The organism is Bacillus sp. EB106-06-01-XG163 (assembly GCF_058791615.1).
Window position 1 is genome coordinate 82,753 of the sequence record NZ_JBYTDS010000008.1, and the last position, 21,494, is coordinate 104,246.

19 protein-coding genes and 1 pseudogene are annotated in these 21,494 nt (G+C 48.1%); 2 read left to right on the forward strand and 18 right to left on the reverse strand.

Annotated features, from left to right (window positions below; translation table 11 throughout):
• The 10 genes from AC3WTF_RS11455 to AC3WTF_RS11500 all read right to left on the reverse strand — a co-directional run bounded on the left by AC3WTF_RS11455 (position 1) and on the right by AC3WTF_RS11500 (position 10,101).
• The gene (locus AC3WTF_RS11455; RefSeq protein WP_039062547.1) at positions 1 to 882 is read right to left on the reverse strand and encodes a glycine betaine ABC transporter substrate-binding protein; all 882 of its coding nucleotides are present in this window, start codon (positions 880 to 882) and stop codon (positions 1 to 3) included.
• A complete protein-coding gene (opuAB, locus tag AC3WTF_RS11460) occupies positions 882 to 1,730 on the reverse strand; it encodes a glycine/proline betaine ABC transporter permease subunit OpuAB (RefSeq protein ID WP_003156639.1) in 849 nt (282 codons plus the stop codon). The genes AC3WTF_RS11455 and opuAB overlap by 1 nt, the downstream gene beginning before the upstream one ends.
• Positions 1,731 to 2,987 carry a glycine/proline betaine ABC transporter ATP-binding protein OpuAA gene (gene opuAA / locus AC3WTF_RS11465; RefSeq protein ID WP_003156640.1) on the reverse strand — a complete coding sequence of 419 codons (1,257 nt, stop codon included), beginning with the start codon at positions 2,985 to 2,987 and terminating at the stop codon, positions 1,731 to 1,733.
• Between the two features lie 381 nt (positions 2,988 to 3,368).
• Positions 3,369 to 4,571 carry an MFS transporter gene (locus AC3WTF_RS11470; RefSeq protein ID WP_047935171.1) on the reverse strand — a complete coding sequence of 401 codons (1,203 nt, stop codon included), beginning with the start codon at positions 4,569 to 4,571 and terminating at the stop codon, positions 3,369 to 3,371.
• 114 nt (positions 4,572 to 4,685) lie between these two features.
• Positions 4,686 to 5,774 (reverse strand): toxic anion resistance protein, encoded by a 1,089-nt coding sequence (locus AC3WTF_RS11475; protein WP_007609246.1) that lies wholly within the window; start codon positions 5,772 to 5,774, stop codon positions 4,686 to 4,688.
• 7 nt (positions 5,775 to 5,781) lie between these two features.
• Positions 5,782 to 7,404 carry a YceG family protein gene (locus tag AC3WTF_RS11480; protein WP_047935170.1) on the reverse strand — a complete coding sequence of 541 codons (1,623 nt, stop codon included), beginning with the start codon at positions 7,402 to 7,404 and terminating at the stop codon, positions 5,782 to 5,784.
• 72 nt (positions 7,405 to 7,476) lie between these two features.
• Positions 7,477 to 8,250 carry a TerC family protein gene (locus AC3WTF_RS11485; protein WP_003156644.1) on the reverse strand — a complete coding sequence of 258 codons (774 nt, stop codon included), beginning with the start codon at positions 8,248 to 8,250 and terminating at the stop codon, positions 7,477 to 7,479.
• A 38-nt stretch (positions 8,251 to 8,288) separates the two neighbouring features.
• Positions 8,289 to 8,867 carry a TerD family protein gene (locus AC3WTF_RS11490; RefSeq protein WP_003156645.1) on the reverse strand — a complete coding sequence of 193 codons (579 nt, stop codon included), beginning with the start codon at positions 8,865 to 8,867 and terminating at the stop codon, positions 8,289 to 8,291.
• 32 nt (positions 8,868 to 8,899) lie between these two features.
• Complete coding sequence (locus AC3WTF_RS11495; RefSeq protein ID WP_007409047.1) at positions 8,900 to 9,481, reverse strand: TerD family protein; 582 nt, start codon at positions 9,479 to 9,481, stop codon at positions 8,900 to 8,902.
• A 23-nt stretch (positions 9,482 to 9,504) separates the two neighbouring features.
• A complete protein-coding gene (locus tag AC3WTF_RS11500) occupies positions 9,505 to 10,101 on the reverse strand; it encodes a TerD family protein (RefSeq protein WP_015239102.1) in 597 nt (198 codons plus the stop codon).
• 275 nt (positions 10,102 to 10,376) lie between these two features.
• Between AC3WTF_RS11500 and AC3WTF_RS11505 the strand changes: the two genes are divergently transcribed.
• Positions 10,377 to 11,372: an LLM class flavin-dependent oxidoreductase gene (locus tag AC3WTF_RS11505; RefSeq protein WP_029973930.1), complete on the forward strand. Its 996-nt coding sequence runs from the start codon at positions 10,377 to 10,379 to the stop codon at positions 11,370 to 11,372.
• A 44-nt stretch (positions 11,373 to 11,416) separates the two neighbouring features.
• Here the strand turns inward: AC3WTF_RS11505 and AC3WTF_RS11510 are convergent, their stop codons facing one another.
• The 6 genes from AC3WTF_RS11510 to AC3WTF_RS11535 all read right to left on the reverse strand — a co-directional run bounded on the left by AC3WTF_RS11510 (position 11,417) and on the right by AC3WTF_RS11535 (position 17,888).
• On the reverse strand, positions 11,417 to 12,256 hold the full coding sequence (locus AC3WTF_RS11510; protein ID WP_007409044.1) for a metal ABC transporter permease: 840 nt from the start codon (positions 12,254 to 12,256) through the stop codon (positions 11,417 to 11,419).
• Entirely contained in the window at positions 12,214 to 12,909 is a 696-nt protein-coding gene (locus AC3WTF_RS11515) for a metal ABC transporter ATP-binding protein (RefSeq protein WP_003156655.1), read from the reverse strand. The genes AC3WTF_RS11510 and AC3WTF_RS11515 overlap by 43 nt, the downstream gene beginning before the upstream one ends.
• Positions 12,910 to 12,963: 54 nt before the next feature.
• On the reverse strand, positions 12,964 to 13,923 hold the full coding sequence (locus tag AC3WTF_RS11520) for a metal ABC transporter substrate-binding protein (protein WP_492314262.1): 960 nt from the start codon (positions 13,921 to 13,923) through the stop codon (positions 12,964 to 12,966).
• Between the two features lie 185 nt (positions 13,924 to 14,108).
• Positions 14,109 to 15,788: a glycoside hydrolase family 13 protein gene (locus AC3WTF_RS11525; RefSeq protein WP_047935169.1), complete on the reverse strand. Its 1,680-nt coding sequence runs from the start codon at positions 15,786 to 15,788 to the stop codon at positions 14,109 to 14,111.
• Between the two features lie 83 nt (positions 15,789 to 15,871).
• Positions 15,872 to 16,651 carry a glucose 1-dehydrogenase gene (locus tag AC3WTF_RS11530; protein WP_039252868.1) on the reverse strand — a complete coding sequence of 260 codons (780 nt, stop codon included), beginning with the start codon at positions 16,649 to 16,651 and terminating at the stop codon, positions 15,872 to 15,874.
• 115 nt (positions 16,652 to 16,766) lie between these two features.
• On the reverse strand, positions 16,767 to 17,888 hold the full coding sequence (locus tag AC3WTF_RS11535; protein WP_007409040.1) for a response regulator aspartate phosphatase: 1,122 nt from the start codon (positions 17,886 to 17,888) through the stop codon (positions 16,767 to 16,769).
• 109 nt (positions 17,889 to 17,997) lie between these two features.
• Between AC3WTF_RS11535 and cwlK the strand changes: the two are divergent.
• Positions 17,998 to 18,500: pseudogene (gene cwlK / locus AC3WTF_RS11540) on the forward strand (peptidoglycan L-alanyl-D-glutamate endopeptidase CwlK).
• Here cwlK and AC3WTF_RS11545 read toward each other — a convergent pair.
• Positions 18,497 to 19,855 (reverse strand): YcdB/YcdC domain-containing protein, encoded by a 1,359-nt coding sequence (locus tag AC3WTF_RS11545; RefSeq protein ID WP_129003828.1) that lies wholly within the window; start codon positions 19,853 to 19,855, stop codon positions 18,497 to 18,499. The pseudogene cwlK and the gene AC3WTF_RS11545 overlap by 4 nt on opposite strands.
• A 200-nt stretch (positions 19,856 to 20,055) precedes the next feature.
• Positions 20,056 to 21,456, reverse strand: coding sequence for a YcdB/YcdC domain-containing protein (locus AC3WTF_RS11550; RefSeq protein WP_047935167.1), 1,401 nt, complete (start codon positions 21,454 to 21,456; stop codon positions 20,056 to 20,058).
• Between the last annotated feature and the right edge of the window lie 38 nt (positions 21,457 to 21,494).

Sequence of the window (21,494 nt, forward strand, 5' to 3'; positions counted from 1 at the left end):
TTATTTCTTCAAATCTTCAATTGAATTGACGTTTTTCATATACTGAGGAACGACCAGACCCATCTTGACGCCTGTCAGACTCGTTCCTACATCTTCATATTTGCCTTTATATTTAGACGCATATGCCTTATGGGTATTCGGAAGCCAAGCAGACAATGACGCATCCGCGCTGCCTGTCGCAATCGCAGTCCACATCGGTCCTGCCTCCACTTGCGTCAGCTTCACGTCATAGCCGAGGTCTTGAAATACTTTTCCGATTACATTCGTACTTGCGATTTCACTGTCCCATGCCACATAAGCCAGGTTAATTTTATCCCCTTTAACTTTATGGGCGCCTTTTGTCCATTGAGCCACTTGGTCTTTGTGTTGTTTCACATATTCAGCAGCGGCTTTGGCCGGCTTTTCGCCTTCTTCAACGGCAATCATGACTTCTCCCATATCGTCCTGCGTCCATTTGAACTGGCTGAGAACTTTGGCCGCGTTAGGCTGTTCCTTACTGAAGCCGGTTCTTGTAATTGTATGAATCTGCTCGGCAGTTCCGTACGTTTTTTTCGGATCATCAAGGAACTTCAGCTTGTATCTGGAGAACATCCAGTGCGGCGTCCAGCCCGTTACGATGATCGGCTTTTTCCGGTCATATGATTTCTTCAATGTCGCCGTCATGGCGGCACTTGACGCCGTGACGACATTCCAGTCTTTCAATCCGTAATCCTTCACGGCCTCATCCGTCAGGGCCATGATCCCCGATCCCGGATCAATACCGATAATGGTTTTGTTCACCTGGTCCGCAGCCGTTGCCTTACCATCAGTCTGCGAACCGCAGGCAGCCAAAGAAAGAGCCAGCGCAGCGGTAACGCCGACACCGATGATTTTCTTAAGCATCAGGCATTCCCCCTGCTCTTCTTCTTCACTTTAATGTTTTGCGTGATACGGTCGAGTGTAATCGCTACGATAACGATCGCGATACCCGCTTCCACTCCGACACCGGTTTTCAACTGTGTCACGGCGCTGTATACTTCAGAACCGAGACCCGGCGCACCGACCATGGCCGCGATAACGACCATTGACAAAGCAAGCATGATGCTTTGGTTAATACCGGCAAGAATTGTTTTTGTGGCAAGCGGAAGCTGCACCTTGAACAGACGCTGAGACGTCGTTGAACCGAATGCTTCCGTCGCTTCGATCAAATCAGCCGGAACTTGTTTAATACCGAGAACCGTCATGCGGATCGTCGGAGGCATCGCGAAAATAACAGATGCCACGACGCCTGGCACAACCCCGATATTAAAGAAGAAAATTGCAGGCAGCAGATATACGAAAGCCGGCATGGTCTGCATTAAATCCAGAATCGGTGTAACAATGCGGCGGACCGTTTCTTTCTGAGACGCCCATATGCCGATCGGAACCCCGATAATAATGGAAATCAAAACAGATGTGACGACAAGCGCCAACGTTTGCAGCATCGGCGACCAATAGCCCAAATAATCAATAACAAGGAATCCGATTAACGTAAAGAGTGCAATTCCTCTCGTACTGATCCACCAAGCGAGAGCTGCAAAAATAACAGTCAATAAAATAGACGGGATGAAACCCAAACCGCTCACAATCGCGTTTACGAAAGCGGCCAAACCGTTTGAGATTCCGTCAAAGAAACCTCCGAACGTCATGGTAAGCCAGTCAACAAACCGGTCAACGATATCTGCTAACGGAATTCTAGGCAATCTGTCCATTTACTTCACCCCCTGAACAGAAGAATCCTGAGCTTGTTCAGCAGAATCTTCAACATTTATATAATCGTTATTTCCTGAAAGCGCGCCGATTAATGCGCCTTTTACGACAATGCCTTTCATGCGGTCCTTATCGTCCGTGACGGCGATCGGAATATTCGCATCAGACACGACATCGAAAATTTCCGTCAAGTATGTGCTTTCGTGCACAGTCGTAAATTCAGTATTTAAAATATCCTGAAGCGATAAGTCGGATTCCACCGCTTTTTTCGCATCCGCCGCGTGAATGACGCCGAGAAGCTGTTTCTGTTTATCAACGGCGTAAATAGAAGAAATACCGAGATTCTTCATGAGCTGCAGCGCTACACGAGGCCCTTTGTCAATCCGCACGGTTTCAGCGCGCTTCATGATGTGGCCCGCTGTCAGAACTTTGGATAAATCAACGTCCTCAACGAATTTCTCAACGTATTCATTGGACGGGCTCATCAGAATTTCTTCAGGCGTCCCGATCTGAACGATGTTACCGTCTTTCATCAGCACGATTCTGTCGCCGATGCGCAATGCTTCATCAAGATCATGCGTGATGAAGATGATCGTCTTGCCAACAGAGTCATGAAGGTCTAAAAGCTCATCCTGCATGTCTTTGCGGATCAGCGGATCAAGCGCACTGAAAGCTTCATCCATCAGAAGAATGTCAGGATCATTCGTCAATGCGCGGGCAAGTCCGACACGCTGCTGCATTCCTCCGCTGAGCTGATCTGGGAATTGGTGTTCAAAGCCTTCAAGACCGACAAGTTTAAGCGAATCAAGCGCTTTTTGCTCACGCTCTTTTTTGTCGACGCCTTGAAGCTCCAGGCCGTATTCCGTATTTTCAAGAATCGTTCTGTGCGGAAACAGTGCAAATTTTTGAAAGACCATGCTGATTTTTTTCCGGCGCACTTCCCGGAGCTGGTCTTTTGACATATTTGTTATCATGTCACCATCAATATAAATATTCCCGGCAGTCGGTTCAATAAGCCGGTTTAACAGCCGAACTAAAGTTGATTTACCGCTCCCCGATAGACCCATGATGACAAATATCTCCCCATCATATACATCAAAGTTTGCTTGATTGACACCAACGGTTGATCCGGTCGCTTTCAGGATCTCTTTTTTGTTTTTTCCGCTGGACAGCATCTGAATGGCTTTTTTTGTCTGTTTTCCGAAAACCTTAGATACATTTTCGACTTTTATCTTAATTGGTTTCTCATCCAAATTCATATTTTCCCTCCATTATAAGCAATCTTTAATACCGTAACACGTTTGTAATAAGTCAAACAAACATCATAATCCCTTTTATTTTGTATCATTACTTTAAAAACATCCCTGTGTCTTATTTTCCTCTGGTATGCTTCTAAATACTCTCTAATCCTCCTTATTGAGGATAAATTATAAAGGAAATCGGGCTTTTATCAGGCTTGAGAACGTTTCCATCGAATGTGCTGCAAACTGATTCCCTATCCTTTTTTTACAAATACAAGAATTTTTTTGCGACATTGTCCCGGAAAAAGAAGTTTTCGCCTCCTGAAAATAAGGAATATTAAGGAAAAATATAGGTCTGCCAACAGACAGCTCACTAAAAAAAGCACCCCAAAAGGGTGCTCATTGCGCAAGCTCTGTCTGTTTCGTTTCTTTTCCGAGAATAAGAATGGTGATGACGGCAATCAGGATGGCTGCACAAAAGACGGCGAAAATCACTGTAAACGAAACGTTCCGGGCTGCAAGCGATCCGACGAGAAGCGGACCGAAAATGCCGCCGATTCTGCCGACGGCCGCCGTTGTGCCGGAACCGGTCGCACGAATCGCCGCAGGATACTGCTCCGGTGTATAGGCGTAAAGCACGCCCCATGCGCCGAGATTGAAGAAGGACAGCAGCATGCCCGCTGTGAGCAGCATGGCCAATGAATCCGCGGCACCGAAGAAATAAGCGCTGCCCGCCGTTCCGAGCAAATAGATGACTAAGATGGTCTTCCGCCCCGCTTTTTCGATCAGCCACGCCGCAGAGAAATATCCGGGAAGCTGGGCAAGTGTCATCAGAAGGACGTATTCGAAGCTCTCAATCATGCTGTAGCCTTTCATCAGCATCACGCTCGGCAGCCATAAAAACATGCCGTAATATGAAAAGACGACGCAGAACCAAACGACAGACAGCAGCACCGTCGGCCGGATATACGGTTTCGTCCAGACACTTCCCGCCTGCCCGCGTATGCTTTTTTTCTGCGGCAATGCCTGATGCGCCGGTGATTCCGGAAGGCTTCTCCGCAAGTACAGCGCATAAAATGCGGCCAGCGCCGTTAAGAGCAGCGCGGCCTGCCAGCCGAATGACGGTATGACAAAGTAGGAAATCACCGCCGCAAGAAGCCAGCCCGCGGCCCAAAAGCTCTCAAGCAGCACGATGATCCGTCCCCGCTTTTCGGGAGCGGACGCTTCTGACACGAGCGTTGAGGCGACAGGCAGTTCCCCGCCAAGCCCCATTCCGATCAGAAAACGCAATATGAGAAAAACCGTCAATCCCGTTGCGAAAGCGGATATGCCGCTTCCGACAGAAAAGAATAACAGCGTGATCATAAACACTTTTTTCCGGCCGATCCTGTCGGCCAGCATTCCGAATACAAAGGCGCCCGCTGCCATACCGATGGAATTGACGCTTCCGATCCATTTCATTTGATCGGGTGTTAAATTCCAATCAGTGTGAAGCGCGGCGATAATAAACGATAAAATTCCGACATCCATCGCATCAAACAGCCAGCCCATTCCGGCAATCGCCAGAAGTTTTCGCGGAGTGACGGCAGGTTGTTTATTCATGAGCAGCACCTCAAATCGAAAATGATTACCGTATAAGTTTACACCTGTCTTTACACATTGTCATTATCTTTTTTCGCAAAAAATCCCGCTTGCCGTAAGCAAGCGGGGTGTGTGTTAATTCTTTAAGACTGCGTTTTTAATATTATCCTGAAGCTGTTGAATCCGTTTCGCGCCGTCTTCTCTGATACGTCTGTTCTCTTCCTCGATCTGTTTCGTTTCCTGCATACCGCTGACAATCGTATTCCAAGACGTTTCAATCGTCTCAATGTCAATGCTCGGACGGCCTGCCATACGGGCAATCTCCACGCTTTGGTTTGAAATATTTTCAGCGTTTCGCTTCAGCATTTCATTCGTGCGGCGGTCCAGCTCGCTCATTGAATCAGCCACAAGCTTTTGCCGTTTGACTGTGACAGCCTGAATGATGCCGTTTTTGAAAATCGGAATCGTAATGACGAAAGCGGAATTGATTTTCCCGATGAGCTTCGTATTTCCGCGCTGAAGGAGGCGGATCTGCGGCGCCGTTTGCAGCGCCACCATCCGCGCCATATCTAAATCATAGACACGTTCCTCAAGCGCCTGAAGCCCGTCACGCAGCGTATCAAGCTGCATTTGCGCAAGCTGGTTTCCGCCGGCCGCTTTTTCTTCATAAGAAGGAATGAGCGCCTGCATTTCCTCAAGCTTCATCTGCCCGGCAACGACATACTTTTCAAGCTCCATGTAGTAGTTAATGTTGTTTTCATACATCTCTTCAAGCGTATGGTTCGTCTTTGCCATTTCATCTTTGTATTTTGAAATTTCGACGTGGATTTTTTCAATTTCTCCGCCCAGGGTGCGGTACTTTTGAAAAATCTTTTCAATCATGCTGTTGCCGCGTTTGAACATTTTAGCGAGAAATCCTTTTGGTTCATCGAAATCATTTTTGTCAAAACGGTCCATGATTTTTCCGAGCTGCGTCAGCATTGTGCCTGAATCCGTGACACTTGTTGTTTTCATCATATTTAAGATGCGGTCGGAGAACTTCGAGATTTCAACTGCCGGTTCTTTTCCGTACTCAAGCAGCTCCATTTGGTTTTTCACGTCAATCTGCTGTGAAATGCGCTGCACCTCAGGATCTTGGCGCAGCTGCACCCTGATGTCATCTGCTTTTTGTTCAGAAATCTCTTCATTTTTATCAAGAACAAGCGGATTTTGATTTTCTGTCATGTTTTATTTACTCTCCCTGCTTTTGCGTAATGGTTCTAAACAGCTTTCTTACGAGTGACGGCTCCTTATATTCCTGCCGAAATACCATGTCCTCCAGCCAATGGACATCAAATTGGCTTTCTTCAATATAATGCTCAATGTCCTGATGGCCCGGCGGATTATACAAGATGATATCGACGCCGAATTTATTTAAAAACAATAGAGCGGCGGCGTCAGAACGTGTAAGTTCGCCATTTTGTTCCGTATGATATAAAACGAGTTTCGGAACGGTTTGGGCGTAATCAAACGTCTGAATCAATTGCAGCAGCGAAGCGGGCAGGTTCGTCGCCTGGCGGAACAAATAGATTGCGGCATCCCTTGCCTGCTCCCCGGGCAAAGCCTTCAGCCCTGGGTTTCTGCACATGTCAGAAATCACATTGGCGATGGCGTTCTGCACGCCTGACGGGAGATGCTTGTACTGCCAGATGTTGCTTCTTTTCAGCCTGTCCGCGTCAATCGCTCCTTCTTCGTTCAAAACCTGACTGTAGTGATACTGGTAGTTGGCTTTCAGCTCTTCCGTAAACGGAAAACTGCGGATCATGTGTGTCTCCTGATAGTCTGCGGCGGTATGGAGTCTGTTCCAATATTCTTTCGTATCTTTGGAAACCCCCATCACTTTCGCAAAAAGGTTCGGAACGGCCACCCGCTCCCTGTCCGCTTTAAATTGCGGCCGGATAAACGCCCGCTCCTTCGCAATGAGAAATAACTCATCATACGTCGTTTTTAAGGTCACGGACTGCGGGGTATGATCCCTGAACTGCCAAGGCTTATACATCATAGATTCCTCATGGTTCAGCACATGCTCAATTTCTTTCGTTGACCGGTAGGCCGTCGTGGACGTTCTGTCCGGCTTTTCTTTCGGGAATGGCTCAAGGCCGCCTGTTGCGGGGAGCTTTATCACAAAGCTGAGTTCCTCATCCGGATCAATCAAGCTGAACGGATCTTCCGCAGCCGGATGAAACAATAGGACGTCACAGCCGATCAGCATGAGATAATAGAGAAAATAGAGCTGGCTTTTGGTAGCGTCTCCATACCACACCACCTTCGGCATCTCACGCTCTATATCGGCTTGTTCGAGCCATGGATTCAGGTGGTTCAGCGAAAACTTTGACACATCCAAGAGCACACGCCGGAAATCGGGATGATTCAGCCCGTTTTCATGCCGGTCCGCAAAGGTTTCCAAAAGCGTCATAAACGCGGTTCTCAGCCGGCGGTGCATAAGCGGATCAGCGTGTTTGGCAAGCAGCCTGCCCCCATCGAGAAACGCGACAAATCTGGAAACCGAAAGCCCTTTCTCTTTTTGATTGACCGAATGGATGTGCTGGAGCGCCTGAAACGTTTCCGGCGCGATGGTCTTATCCAGCGTCTCGCTTAACACATGGATGTTTTCATGAGAAGACAGCTCGAAAAGCTTATTGTAATACTCCGTCTCATCATAAGGAGTACCCAAAATCCGGACGGCAAGACGGGTAAACGCCAGCCCGTTTTCCCGCTCGTAACCGGGACGTTCCGGCAGCGGCCGCATCAGAAACGTTTCCCAGTCATCGTTTTCCGGCTCGGCCTTTCGGATCACCAATTCTTCCTGCCTCATCATTTTCCTCCTTTCTCTTCATGATGATCGGTACAAAAAAGGAAGGAAATGAACTCTCCCTCCTTTTTTGTTTTATTCTTCTTTAGATGCAGCCGTTTGCTCCTGAACCTGCTTTTGTTTGTTGAAATAGTGGATAATAAACGTTACCACAAACGCAGCGATGATGATTCCGAAGAACACCACGTGCGGCATTTCATAATCAAAGGCGCTCGCCGCCATTTTCACGGCGATAATCCCGATCAGCACAAAAGCCGTATTTTCAAGCTCAGGGATTTTATCAATTAAAACAAGGAATACTTTTGCGACTGTACGCATCATGAGAATGCCAAGCATACCGCCGATCAAGAGCACCCACACTTTTTCCGATACCGCAAACGCGGCCAGAATGCTGTCAACAGAGAAGGCCAAATCCATTAACTCAACTGAAACGACAGTGGCCCAGAAAATTCCGAACGTACGGACCATCCATGAATTTTTCTTCATGCCTTCCGTATCGTCATCACCTTCTCCGATCCAGAAATGCTTAATGACGAGCCAAGCCAGGTACAGCGCGCCAAGCACTTTAATCCACCAGAACTTAATGAGCAGCATTCCGATCCCGATAAAGATAAAACGGAAAATATATGCCCCGAACAATCCGTATGTTAATGCTTTCTTCCGCTGTTTTTCAGGCAGATGCCTTACCATCACCGCAAGCACTAACGCATTGTCGGCCGACAGCAGCCCTTCCAGCAGAACCAAGGAACCGATCAGCCCCCATGATACAGGGTCAGTCAGCACTTCACCCCACATTTTCCAATCAAAAAAGGAAGCGTAGGTCGACATAATATGATGTAGAAAATCCAAGTTTTTTCCTCCTATTTAGTAAAACGGTAATTTCCTGCTTACACCTGCAAGCCGTAATTCCGGCAAAGTGATGCCAGACCGCCGGAAAACCCGCTGCCGATGGCGTTAAACTTCCACTCAGCCCCATGGCGGTAAAGCTCACAAACGACAACCGCCGTTTCAATCGAGAAGTCTTCCCCTAAATCGAAACGAAGCAGTTCATTCTGGCTGTTTTCATCGACGACGCGCACGAACGCGTTCGAAACTTGTCCGAAATTTTGGCCGCGCGCTTCCGCATCATGAATCGTGACGGTGATGCCGATCTTTTCAATATTTGCGGGTATTTTTGAGAAGTCGACGATAATTTGTTCATCGTCTCCCTCGCCCTCGCCCGTCCGGTTGTCTCCCGTATGGATGACGCCCCCGCTTGGGTGTTCCAGGTTATTGTAGAAAACAAAATCAAGATCATTTACACAGTTGTCATGGGCATCGACCAGAAAAGCCGACGCGTCAAGGTCAAAGTCATGCCCTCCGGAGTACTTGTTCGTATCCCAGCCTAAGCCGATTACCGCTTTTGTAAGGCCGGGGTTCGTTTTTGTCAGATCAACACGCTGTCCTTTCGCCAATTGAATAGCCATGTGCCGTCTCTCCCTTCTGTGTTTGATATGGTTCAGCCGATTTGCAGGCCGTAATCTGTTGCAATACGGGCCAGTCCGCCTTGGTAGCCTGAGCCGATCGCGGAAAATTTCCATTCGCCATTATGTCTGTAAAGCTCCCCTGCGATAATGGCTGTTTCAATTGAGAAATCTTCAGCCAGATCATAGCGGATCAGCTCCTCATTTGTCTCTTCATTGACAATACGCACGAACGCGTTGGAAACTTGTCCGAAGTTTTGGCCGCGCGCTTCCGCTTCATGAATCGTGATGACGAATGAAATTTTGTCAATAGCCGCGGGCACCGCGCTCAGGTTGACTCTTACGCTTTCGTCATCGCCTTCGCCCTGGCCTGTCAGGTTGTCGCCTGAATGTGCGACAGAGCCGTTTCCGCCTTCAAGCTGATTATAGAAAATGAAATCATCAGGCGACGCGCATTTTCCTGCTTCATTTAATAGAAAGACGCTGGAATCTAAATCAAAATCATGTCCGCCGTCGTATTTGTTTGTATCCCAGCCAAGGCCGACAACGACTTTAGAAAGACCCGGATTTGTTTTAGTCAAATCTACTTTTTGTCCTTTTGCCAATGAAATTGCCATGTGTGCACTCTCCTTTTTATCGTTTAGGCGTATCGGTTAACGATATCGCCGATTTTTGTATCGTTTGTGCCTTCTCCTACTGCGGCGAATTTCCACTCGCCGTCCTGGCGGTAGATTTCAGCCGCGATCAGGCTCGTTCTGCCTGAATAGTTATCTCTTAAATTGTAAGTCACCAGTTCTTCGCGATTAGCCTGATCAACGACGCGAATGAACGCGTTTTGAATCATGCCGAAGTCCTGTTTTCGTCTGACGCAGTCGTAAATATTGACGACAAACACAAGTTTATTAATCTGAGCGGGCACTTTCGCCAAATCGATGAGGATTTGTTCATCATCGCCGTCGCCTTCACCCGTCAGGTTGTCACCCGTATGTACGACACCGCCGCACCGGCTTTTCAGATTGCCGAAATAGATGACGTTTTTGCTGTCTGTCATTTTATCATTTTCAAGCATCAGTACGGAAGCGTCACAGTCGATATTGGCACCGCCTCCGCCGAACAGCTTTCCGAAAAAGCCCCCGGATGATACAGGGTCCCAGCCGAGTCCGACCAGCAGTTTTGACAGGCCGGCTTTTCCTTTTGTTAAATCAATCCGCTGTCCTTTTTGTAAAGAGATCGCCATATGATTCACTCCTATTCTGTAAGGGTGCCGCTAAGCACGCCGCAAGTGCGCATTTTTACTAAATTCCGGGACAAGAATCCCGGTGTTTATTAAGATATACGTCTTTTATTATATCAAAGTTTCATAAAACATAAGAATTTTTGGCGAAAAACGGCGAAAAATTACTTCCTATATTCTCCTTCGTTCCGGAGAAAATAGAGAAAACAAAGAAATTGACGAAGACTGAACATTTTTCCTATCCTTGTATCAATACATGTCAGGAAAGGGGCAGACGAGTGATTGATTTAAGCATACTTGATCAGGCGCCCGTATCCAAAGGAAACGGGCCGCACGAGACGCTCCGCCGTTCAGCGGAGCTCGCCCGCCTCAGTGAAGGATGGGGCTATAAGCGGTACTGGTTTGCCGAGCATCACGGCACAAGAGGGCTCGCAAGCGTTTCGCCGGAAATTATGATCGCTCATACCGCCGCAGCCACAACGTCCATCCGTGTCGGATCAGGCGGCGTGCTGCTGCCGCAGTACAGCCCCTATAAAGTCGCGGAAACTTTCCGTCAGCTTGAGGCGCTGCACCCGAACCGGATTGACCTTGGGGTCGGACGCTCACCGGGCGGCACGACGAAAATCCGGCTCGCCCTCACAGACGGGGTAAAGAAAAGCATGACCGAGTTTAACAGGCAGCTTCAGGATTTATCATCCTTTCTGACAGATTCGGTTCCCTCGGACCATGCTTATGCAGGAATAAAAACAGCGCCTTTGATTGAAACAGCCCCGCAGCTTTGGGTGCTCGGCCTCGGGGAAAACAGCGCCAGACGCGCCGCTCTTCAAGGTGCGGGCTATGTCTTCGGCCATTTCATTAATCCGGAACGCGGGGAAAAAGCTTTTCAGATCTATCGGGACCATTTCCGGGCCTCCGCCCATTTTTCCGCTCCCGCCTCGCTCTGTGCCATTTTCGTCATATGCGCGGCTACGGATGAGAAAGCGGAAGAACTCGCCTTAAGCCAGGATTTATGGCTTCTTCGTGTCGGAAAAGGCGCCGACAGCCGCGTGCCGAGTGTGGAAGAAGCGAAGGCTTATCCATATTCGCCGGAGGATCGTAAACAGATAGAAGAAAACCGGAAGCGGATGGTGATCGGCTCTCCTGCCGCAGTGAAACGCCGTCTGCTTGAACTTTCTGCGCGGTATCAGACAAAAGAGATGATGGTGCTGTGCAACGTCTTTGATTTCGAAGCCAAAAAAGAGTCATATGAGCGTCTTGCTGATATATTTCTGTAAAAAAAAGCCGTCAAACGGAGCAGCAGATGAGACTGCTGCACCGCTTAACGGCGGTTTTTTCGTTCTTTTCCTTTTTTAAACGCATTCCAAATCCCCTGCAGCGTAAACCCGAGCAGAAGCAGAATGATTAACAGTAAAGTGATTGACGGCCCCGGAGGCGTTCCGAGCTGGTACGAAGACGTCAGCCCCATGAACACACTGAAAAGAGAAATAATAATGGCTGCCGCAAACACCCATTTAAACCCTTTGGCAATACGGATTGCAAAAGCCGCGGGCAGTACGAGGAGCGCGGAAACGAGCAGCACGCCGATAATCGGAATAATGACCGAAATCGCCAGCCCCGTCACGATGCTGAATGACATTGACAGCAGGTTTGTGTTAATGCCTGATGTCTTCGCCGTCGCCTCGTCAAAAGTAAGCAGATAGAGCGGTCTGTTTAATATAATGAAATAAAGCAGAATCAGCAGGGTAATGCCTCCGATAATATAGACCTGCTGCTGGCTGACCGTGACAAGCGATCCAAATAAATATTGATCGATGCTCATCGACGCGCCGCCTTTTGACAGGCTGATCAGAAACATCGCAAACGACAGCCCGGCCGCCATTAAGATTGCGATAGATACCTCGGAATATGTACGGTACGCCCGCCGCATGTATTCAATGCCGATCGCTCCGATCGTGACGACAACGATGCTCGCCGCCGTAATATTGGTACTGAGAAAAAAACCGATGGCCACGCCCGACAATGAAATATGAGACAGCGTATCCGCCATCAGCGCCTGTCTTCTCAGCACGAGATATACGCCTAATATCGGCGCCATAATTCCGATCATGCTTCCCGCTAGAAAAGCTCGTCGCATGAATTCCAAGTCAAACATTTCCATCCGCCTTTTTCCCCCCTTTCAAGCCGTATGACTTTATCCAGATACTGCTGTACTTCGTTTTGTTCGTGTGTCACCATGACGACAGTGCGGTTGTGATTTTTCACCTGATGGTGCATAAATTCGTAGAAACCCTGTCTGCTTTCATAATCAACCGCGGTTGTCGGCTCATCAAGCATCAGCAGATCCGGATTGCTCGCAAGCATTCTCGCAATGCAGATTTTCTGCTTCTGTCCGCCGGATAAATCGCCGATTTTCCGGTGGCGGAAATCCCACATTTCCACCATCTTCAGCGCGTTTTCCACCTCGTGGTGATCCGTTTCGTTCAATCGTTTAAACCATTTTCCTTTCGTATAACGGCCTGATTGCACAAGCTCCAGAACCGTGCTTGGGAATCCTGCGTTAAATGAAGAAATCTGCTGCGGAACATAGCCGATTGTCAGGCGTTTTCCGGCTGCGTTCTTTTTACTGATCTCGGCCGTTCCTTCCCAAGGTCTGAGCATGCCGAGCATGACTTTCATCAGCGTCGATTTTGACGCGCCGTTCGGTCCTGTAATGCCGACGAATTCGCCGCTTTTGATTTCCAGCGACACGCCGTCAAGCACGGGTGTATGCGAATAACCAAAAACGATATCCTGTAATGTAACGAGATTCATGCTGACCTTCCTTTCCCGCATAGAAATAGTGTGCACCCCGCGGCGCACACTATGTTATTTAACCAATAGCGAATCTTTCAGTGCATCAAGGTTTTTCTCCATAATGTCGATATAACCGATGCCTTTATCCCGTTCTTTTTGGCTTAAACCTTCCAGTGTATTGAGCACTTCCGTTTTCGCGCCGATTTCACCGGCAAGCGTATCTGCAACTTTAGGCGATGCAACTTCTTCAAAGTAGATGATCTTCACATCATGCTTTTTGGCAAACGTTTTGAGATCCGCCAGTTTGGCCGCACTCGGCTCTTCTTCAGGAGAAAGGCCTGCAATCGCGACTTGTTTTAAGCCGTATTCTTTGGCGAGATAGCTGAATGCCGCGTGCTGTGTGATCAATTCTTTTTTCGCCGCTTTATTTAATGTTGTACGGTATAGTTTATCAAGATCCTGCAGTTTTGCAATATATTCTTTACTATTTTTCTCATAGTATTCTTTATTCTTCGGGTCCTGTTTTACGATCTGCGCCGTAATGGTTTTGACCTCTTTTTGCGCAAGAACCGGGCTGAGCCACACGTGAGGATCCATGCTGTGGCTGTGGTCATGACCGCCGTGTCCATGTTCCTCTCCCTCTTCATCCGAACCTTCGAGTAAGTCAATTCCTTTCGACGCCTTTACAAACTTCGCATGATCAGAGCCCATGCTTTTTTCCGCTGAAGGAACCCATGTCTCCATATATTCGCTGTTGTATACGAAAAGATCGGCGTTTTGAATGCCGGCGATATCCTTCGGCGTCGGCTCCCAATCATGGGGTTCGACCGAAGACGGGATGAGAATGTCTACATCGCCTTTGTCTTTGACAATTTGTTTCGTGAATTCGTACATAGGATAAAAGGTCGTCACGACGTGCAGTTTGCCGCTTTTTGAAGAACCTGACGAACCTTTTGAAGATGAATTGCCGCAGCCCGCCGCGATTAAAAAGCATGCCGCAATGACAATGATTCCGCTCCATTTTTTAAACAAGCCGTTTCCCCCTGTTCTGTAAATCAGAATGATGACGATTTCCAAAGCGTACTTTCTCGTTCATTTGTTACCTATACCATAATAAAACGAAGTAATTACGTTTTGCAAGATATTTTTTTCTAAATTGATATCCAATTTACCTAAAAAGCCCCCGCCATGTATGGACGGGGGCGTCCTATCACATATCAGGCAAGCAGATAAACTCTTGTTTCGTATGGGCGGAATGTGATGCGGGATTCCGTGCCGCTGTCATTATCATAGTTGCTGAGAAGCAGCTCGGCCCTTTCAGGTTCGGAACCGTCCGGCCAATAAAAAGCGGCTTCTTCTTTCGATACGTTGCTGATGGACATGAGTTTTTGTCCGTTTGCCTGTCTTTCATACACGAACAGCTGCGGGTCATCAGGAAGCAGCAGCGTGTAGCTGCCTTTTATGATATCAGCATACTGTTTTCGCAGGCGGATCAGTTTTTTGTAAAAGTTCAATATAGAATCGGGATCATCCTGAGCCTCGGCCGCATTGACGGTTTTGTAATTGGAATTGACCGCGAGCCACGGTTCGCCCTCCGTAAATCCGGCATTCTTGCTGCCGTCCCACTGCATCGGTGTACGGGCATGGTCCCGGCTTTTCGCCATAATGGACGCCATGACTTCTTCCCTGTTCCGGCCCATTTCAAATACCCTTTTATGATACATATTGATGGTCTGAATATCTTGATAATCCTCTATTCTGTCAAACGGAGCGTTTGTCATGCCGATTTCTTCCCCCTGGTAAATGTACGGCGTGCCTTTCATGAAATAAAGCAGGGCGGCAAGCATTTTGGCGGATGCTTTGCGGTATGTGCCTTCGTCTCCGAAACGGGATACGATCCGGGGCTGGTCATGATTGCACCAATACAGCGTATTCCAGCCTCGATGTTCCAGTTTTTCCTGCCAATCTGTGAGCACTTTCTTCAAATCGGACAGCTCAAGCGGTTTTACATCCCAATGCTCTTGGCCCGGCTTTTGATCAAGCTCCATATGCTGAAAATGAAAAATCATATTCAGTTCATGCTCATCGGTTCCCGTGTAGACCAGCCCTTCTTCAGGCGTCACTGATCCGGCCTCGCCGACCGACATCACGTTATATTTGGAAAATACCTCTTTCGTCATTTCTTTTAAGTAATCATGTATCCGTGCCCCGTTTGGCCGAAAAGGCTTCGGATCGGCCCGGCGGGCGATGTAATCTTCATATGGCGGCAAATATTCTTTTTTTGACAGAAGATGGAGCTGGTCTATACGCAATCCGTCCACGCCTTTATCGAGCCAAAATCTCATCATCTCGTATACTGATTGCCGAACCTCGGGATTTTCCCAATTCAGATCGGCTTGTTTGACGGCGTTCATATGCAGGTAATATTCGCCCGTATGTTCTTCGTACTGCCAGACGGATTGTCCGTAATCCGACACCCAATCGGTCGGCGGGCCGTCCGCGGTGCCCGGCCGCCAAATATAATAATCGCGGTATTTGCTGTCCGGATTCATTTCCGCCTCTTTGAACCAAGGATGCTCCGTGGAGGTATGATTTAAGACGAAATCCATCACAAGCTTTAATCCGCGGCTGCGGCATTCTGTAAGCAGATCGTGAAAGTCCTCCATCGTTCCGTAAGATTCCATAATCGCTTGATGATCCGTCACATCGTAGCCGTTATCGACGTTTGGCGACGGGTAAATCGGGCAGATCCATATCACATCAGCGCCAAGTTCTTTTATATAATCGAGACGCGCGATAATCCCCCGCAGGTCGCCAATGCCGTCGCCGTTCGTATCTTGAAAGCTTCGCGGATAGATTTGATAGACAACGGCGTCTTTCCACCAGTCATTCTCCATCTTGCGGCCCCTCCTGTTTTTTAGAGAACCATTTCCTTTATAATCCTTCCCTAAACAAAAAAGAGAAGGTTTCCCCTCCTCTTTTAACTTTCCAGCTGAGACGGATAAAGCGTCATGCCTCCGTCGACGAAAAGTGTCGTTCCGGTTACGTAACTCGCTTCTTCCGACACCATCCATGCGGCGGCCGCGGCGACTTCTTCCGGTTTTCCGAAGGCGTTCATCGGAATTTTTTTCAGCTGGGCCTGTTTATGTGTTTCATCTTCCAGATCCTTATTGGACTCCGTGGCGATCGTGCCGGGAGCGATGGCATTCACCCGGATGCCTTTGTCTGCGTAATTGAGCGCCATCGTTTCCGTCATCATTTTGATCCCGCCTTTGGATGCCGAGTACTGCACGTTTTCAGGACGCGGGATTTGCTGATGAACGCTCGATATGTTTAAGACAGTTCCTTTTTTGCCGCGCTCGAGCATATGTTTCAGTGCCGCTTTCGCCCCCAAAAAGGTGCCGGTCACGTTGACGTCGATGACCCTTTGCCAATCCTCCAGGCTCATTTCATGGGGCATCGCTTCGGCCCCGTTAAAGCCGGAATTGTTGACCATCACGTCCACACCCCCGAAATGCTCCTGGGCGGCATCAAACAGCGCCTGAATCCCTTCTTCTGAGGATACATCGGCTTTTACGGTGACGGCTCGGCCTCCCGCTTTCTCAATGATGTCCGCCGCTTCTTCCGCTCCGGCGGAATCACCGAGGTAGTTCACAACCACATTCATCCGCTCCTTGCCGAAGCGTTCGGCAATGGCCTTTCCGATTCCTTTCGAAGAACCTGTTACGATCGCTGTTTTTCCCTGTAAATCCTGATACATTGTCTCATTTCCTCCCTGATGTTAATACAGATCATGTACCCGGTTTTGATCGGCCGAAAACAAAAGGGATCATAAAAAGAACGATGAAGCCGAAGCTCCCTCGTTCTTTTTTTCATTATGCGTAGTTGTTCATTTGCAGCCTTTTTTGCACGCCGACAAGCCTGCTGAAAAAATAAGATGCCGCTTTGTAGTTCTCCCGTTTATGAAAGAAATGAGCCGCGTCCTGAAGCAGTTCCTCTGTGTCAGCCAACAGCTCTTTTGATTCCAGGATGTCAAAATACTCTTTGAGCGAATCCTGTCCGCCTTCCCCCTGATAAAGCTCTTTAATCAGACGGAATTTCGTCATATAGATCTCATCTTCCCACTCCGCCGCGCTTCTCATGCCCCGCGCGCAGCTGGCGGCGGCTTCACTGTATTTTTCCGTTTTAAAGTAGATATGCGTGAGTGAAAAAACAGCCTGGATGACCTGCCGGAAGCTGTGTGCTTCAAATCCGGCAGCCGCCCGTTCAAAATCCTCCGCCGCCTTGCAAAAGTCACCCAGACTGTACATACAGTGCCCGATATTATAATAGGCCGCAGCAATCATATATTGATCATCAAGCCGCTCCGCGTGTTCCAAGGCGCATTCGAGGTATTCCAGCGCTTTTTTATGCTGCTGGGCGTCCATCAGATTTCCGGCAATGATAAATTTGCACTGCACCCTTCTCATTCCGTATAATTCATATTTCTTGTAAATATCAAGCGCCTGCCCCGCGTAATTCATTGAAAAGAAAGTCTGCTTGATATGATAGTACACCTCAGAAATTTTATACAGAAACTCGGCTTTCTCTATGTCATCTTCCACATATTCAAGCTTTTCCTCAGCCCGCTTATAATGAGAAATCGCTGAGATGAAGTTTTTCTGCTTAAATTCATACATTCCCCTGAAATAGTAAAAATAATATTCCAGTAAGCCGGTCAGCTTTTGCTGGTTCATCTCAATCTCAGTGAGCATTTCAGAGAACGGAGGCTGGCAGTCGCCGTCTTTCATGGGTTTTAATTTATCCAGCATGATGCGGTGCCGAAATTCCATCAATGAAAAATACAACAATAAATCCTGGTTCTCTTCCATATCTTCGAGTTCATATTGAATCTCCCGCTTCAGCGCTTCAGCTTGATCGGCTTCAAACGCGCGGATCAGCTTATACCATTCATTCATCTTTACGGCCACTTCTTCAGATGGAATCTTGGATTTCATAGATTTGCCTCCTTCCTCCGGCTACTAATTATGTTATATTTTATCATAGCAAATTTATGGCAGTGAGCAAACAAAGATTTTACTCAATTAAAGAAAGAGAGAATTCACCATGAAACGACCAGTCAGAATTGCGCTGCTTTTGATCCTCTTCTTTTCCGCAGACCTATGTTTTTCCTATGTGCAGAAAGAATTGAGGCCGCAGACGGCATTACAAGACAGAGCCATTCCAAGCGCTCTTCATCCGCTCGTGAAACAGAATGCGGAGCTATTGCAGACGGCCGCTCTGAACAAAGGCATCACCGTCGTTATCACAGAGGGTTTCAGATCAATTGAGGAACAAAACGAATTGTACCGTCAAGGACGTTCAAAAAAAGGAAATATCGTCACCTACGCAAAAGGCGGGGAATCTTACCACAATTACGGCCTTGCGATCGACTTCGCCCTGCAAAAAAGGATGGAAGCCTGATTTGGGATATGACGTACGACGGAAACCGAAACGGCACGCCCGATTGGCTTGAGGTCGTATCGATTGCCAAAACGCTCGGTTTTGATTGGGGAGGCGATTGGAGAGGCTTTAAAGATTATCCTCATTTACAAATGATCCCTGGCTAATAAAACCTTTTCTTTTTTCGCTTTTGCGCATCAATGTACGGAGGATAGACAGGCCTGTACACAAGCTTATATCCTTCATTGCCGGACGGCGTAAAATCGCGCTGCCACTCCAGCCGCAGATGGAAATCGGATAAAAAAGCGGCCTTTGCTTCTTCGGGAGTAACGGCCGGCACCGGATTGATCTTCTCCAGCTGCTCCGGGTCAATGTCAGGCGCCATGTAAGCTTCCACAAGCCCCGTTACGGGACTGACAAGTATTCTCGCAGCGCCGAACCGCAGCGGAATATCCTGATGCCATATGGAAAAATGGAAGCGGAACCTGCCCCTTCCGTCCGTTTTCAGCGGGTTCATTTTAAAAAACTCGTCCGCTCTCGGATAAAGCTTGTATAAAAATTGAAGCGCGACGGCCTCACACTCTTCCGCAGAATAAAAGGCCGGGCCCTGATGCTCAATAAAAGATTTAAAGGCTGTCATTTCCCCTGACTTTTTGTCCGTTTTCATCTTCATTGTATTTTTGTTGCTGCTTTCAAAATAGCTTTCGATACTCAAATCTTTCCGTTCCGGAACCGACCCTTTCCGCCATGTCGTTCCGATCTCATCCCCGAGATCGCGCCGGCGCGTCTGAACCATATCCGAGGTAAACCCCATTAATTCATCCAGGCTGATTTCCCGTTTATGTTCAAACGCGGGAAGCGGTTTTGCCGGCTCATTCCTGTCTTCGCAAAGCTGCTGATCCGGCACGATATCATCTTCACCGGCCGGATAGCTGTAAGCCGGCAGAATCGGTTCATAGACGAGACGCGGTATTTTCTCAAAATTGACCACATCATAGACGAGACTGAATGTCAGCACACTCATGTAATGCGAGACGACTTTTTCCCGATCGACGAATGTTTCCGGGACGGGCGCTTCACCCTTATCCCCGTAATAGATAAACTGCACGACGAAGCCGCTCCTGGTTACATCAACGAAAAAACCTGAATCGGGAAGCGGCCGGCCGAGCACTTTTTTTGTATAGATAAATCGGATGCACCCATTGCGTTCTTCCCTCGCCTGAAAGATGAAATTCATAAAAGTAAGCGGGCGGTGTCTCGCCGCAAACCGAAGAGCCGTCAGCTTTAATTCGGCGTCTGACAGCTGCATGTCTGAACCCGGACAGTCGTTGCGTGAATAGGTAAGCAAAGATCCGTCGTCGCCCAGCTCAATCGTGACCGTTTTATCCGGATGGTTACGATCTTTCCATATATAATAGGCTTTCGTTTTTTGTTTTTCATCATAATCTTCTATTTCAAGCTCATAGTCCGGCGGTATGTTCCCGATTTCCAGCGCTTTTTTTCTCAGATGTTCTTTCAGCAATGGGGTCATCCTTTCAGAAGAGTGTATAAAAAAGAACTGTTTTTTATTATATAAAAACGTCCTTATCCTTTTAAAGGGAAGAAAGTGCCTTTTATGTGTCTATTTTTAGCAAAGAGGGAAAAGAGCCGTATTCAGAGCGGCTCTTTTTCATACAAATGTCACATTCCCCGCGAAAGCCCCGGGACGAACGCCCATGACCTTCAGCCTATTAAACTCGTGATCGCTTCCCCTGTATGAGCCTCAATAAACAGCGGGAAAACCGGCTTGTATACGAGCCTGTACACTTTTCCGCAGCTGTCGTCATCGTAACAACGATCCCAAGCGAGCTCGGCTTTGATGGCCCGGCGGATCGCGTCTTTCGCCTCTTCCATTGTCAATGAAGGAACGGGATCGATTTCCTGGAGCTCTTTCGGATCAATTTCCGGCGGCATATATACAGTGACAAGACCCGTCTTTTTGCTGACACAGATTCTCCCCTCTCCGAATCGCAAATCAACGCCGCCCGAACAAGCCTTATATGTAAGTCCCACGTTTTCTCCTTCATCATCCGGCTCATCATATTGAACCCGGAAATACTGATCCGCTTCCGGAAACATGGCGAATAAAAAGCGAATGGCCATGTGATGGCATTCTTCCTCGGAAAACCTCGGTTCGCCTTCAACTTTTATAAATGACATCACCCCGGTGAGCCGGCCCGATTCTTTATCATGCATTGTTTTCAATACGTGTTCATTCCGTTCTTTAAACAGACTTTCAAAGCTTTTATCTTCCCGTACGGATTTTGTTTTTTCAGGACGCCAGGCAACGCCGATACAGCCCTCTCCAAGATCGCTTTCCCTCTCTTTATAAAAACCGTCGTGCAGCCCGATCATGTCATTGATGCTCAACTTTTCCGCTTCAGGTGCAGGGCGTGAAATCGGGACATACGGCCGCGTGTCGTCTTCCAGCTCTTCATATTCGTCTAATTCTACATTCTCTTCCTTCAGGTCGGCCGATATCGGCTGGGTCGGAGACACGATTTCATAGACGAGATGGGGCTTGTCATCCCCCTGCACATAGACGGACTGATGCAGGACGCTGAACAACAGCTCTGCTTCAATATGTTTGACAAAGTGAGCCAATGCTTCCCGCTTGTCCGCAATTGTCTCCGGTCTTAACAGATCATCGGCCTTCCCATGGTAAGAAAAGCCGGTTACTTCCCCTGTCACAGCCAGGTCGATGTAAAACCCGGTCAGCGGAAGCGGCAGACCGTCAGCCATCTGAACATAGGAATATCTCACATCGCCATCATTTGCGGGTCCGTTTTTTTCCGGTTCAAACTCAGCCAATGCCCCCGGACGATGGGTTTCTAAAAACGCCCGCATCCGTTCTTCTATGTCCGATTCCGAAAGAGCCGGCAGATCAGTCTGGAAAGCCGGACGGGATAAGTATTTCAGTTTTCCGTCCCGGTCTAATTCGACAATGATGCCGGCTTCCGGATCATTCTTATCTTCCCACCAAAACAGAACCTCATCTTCCTGGTATTCTTCCACATTACTCTCGTAGCGGGCAGGTACGTTTCCGATTCGGAGAGCCAGCTGTTTCAACTCTTCTTTTTTCATCATAACACTTCCTTTTCTTCCAAAAAGATTGATGATTA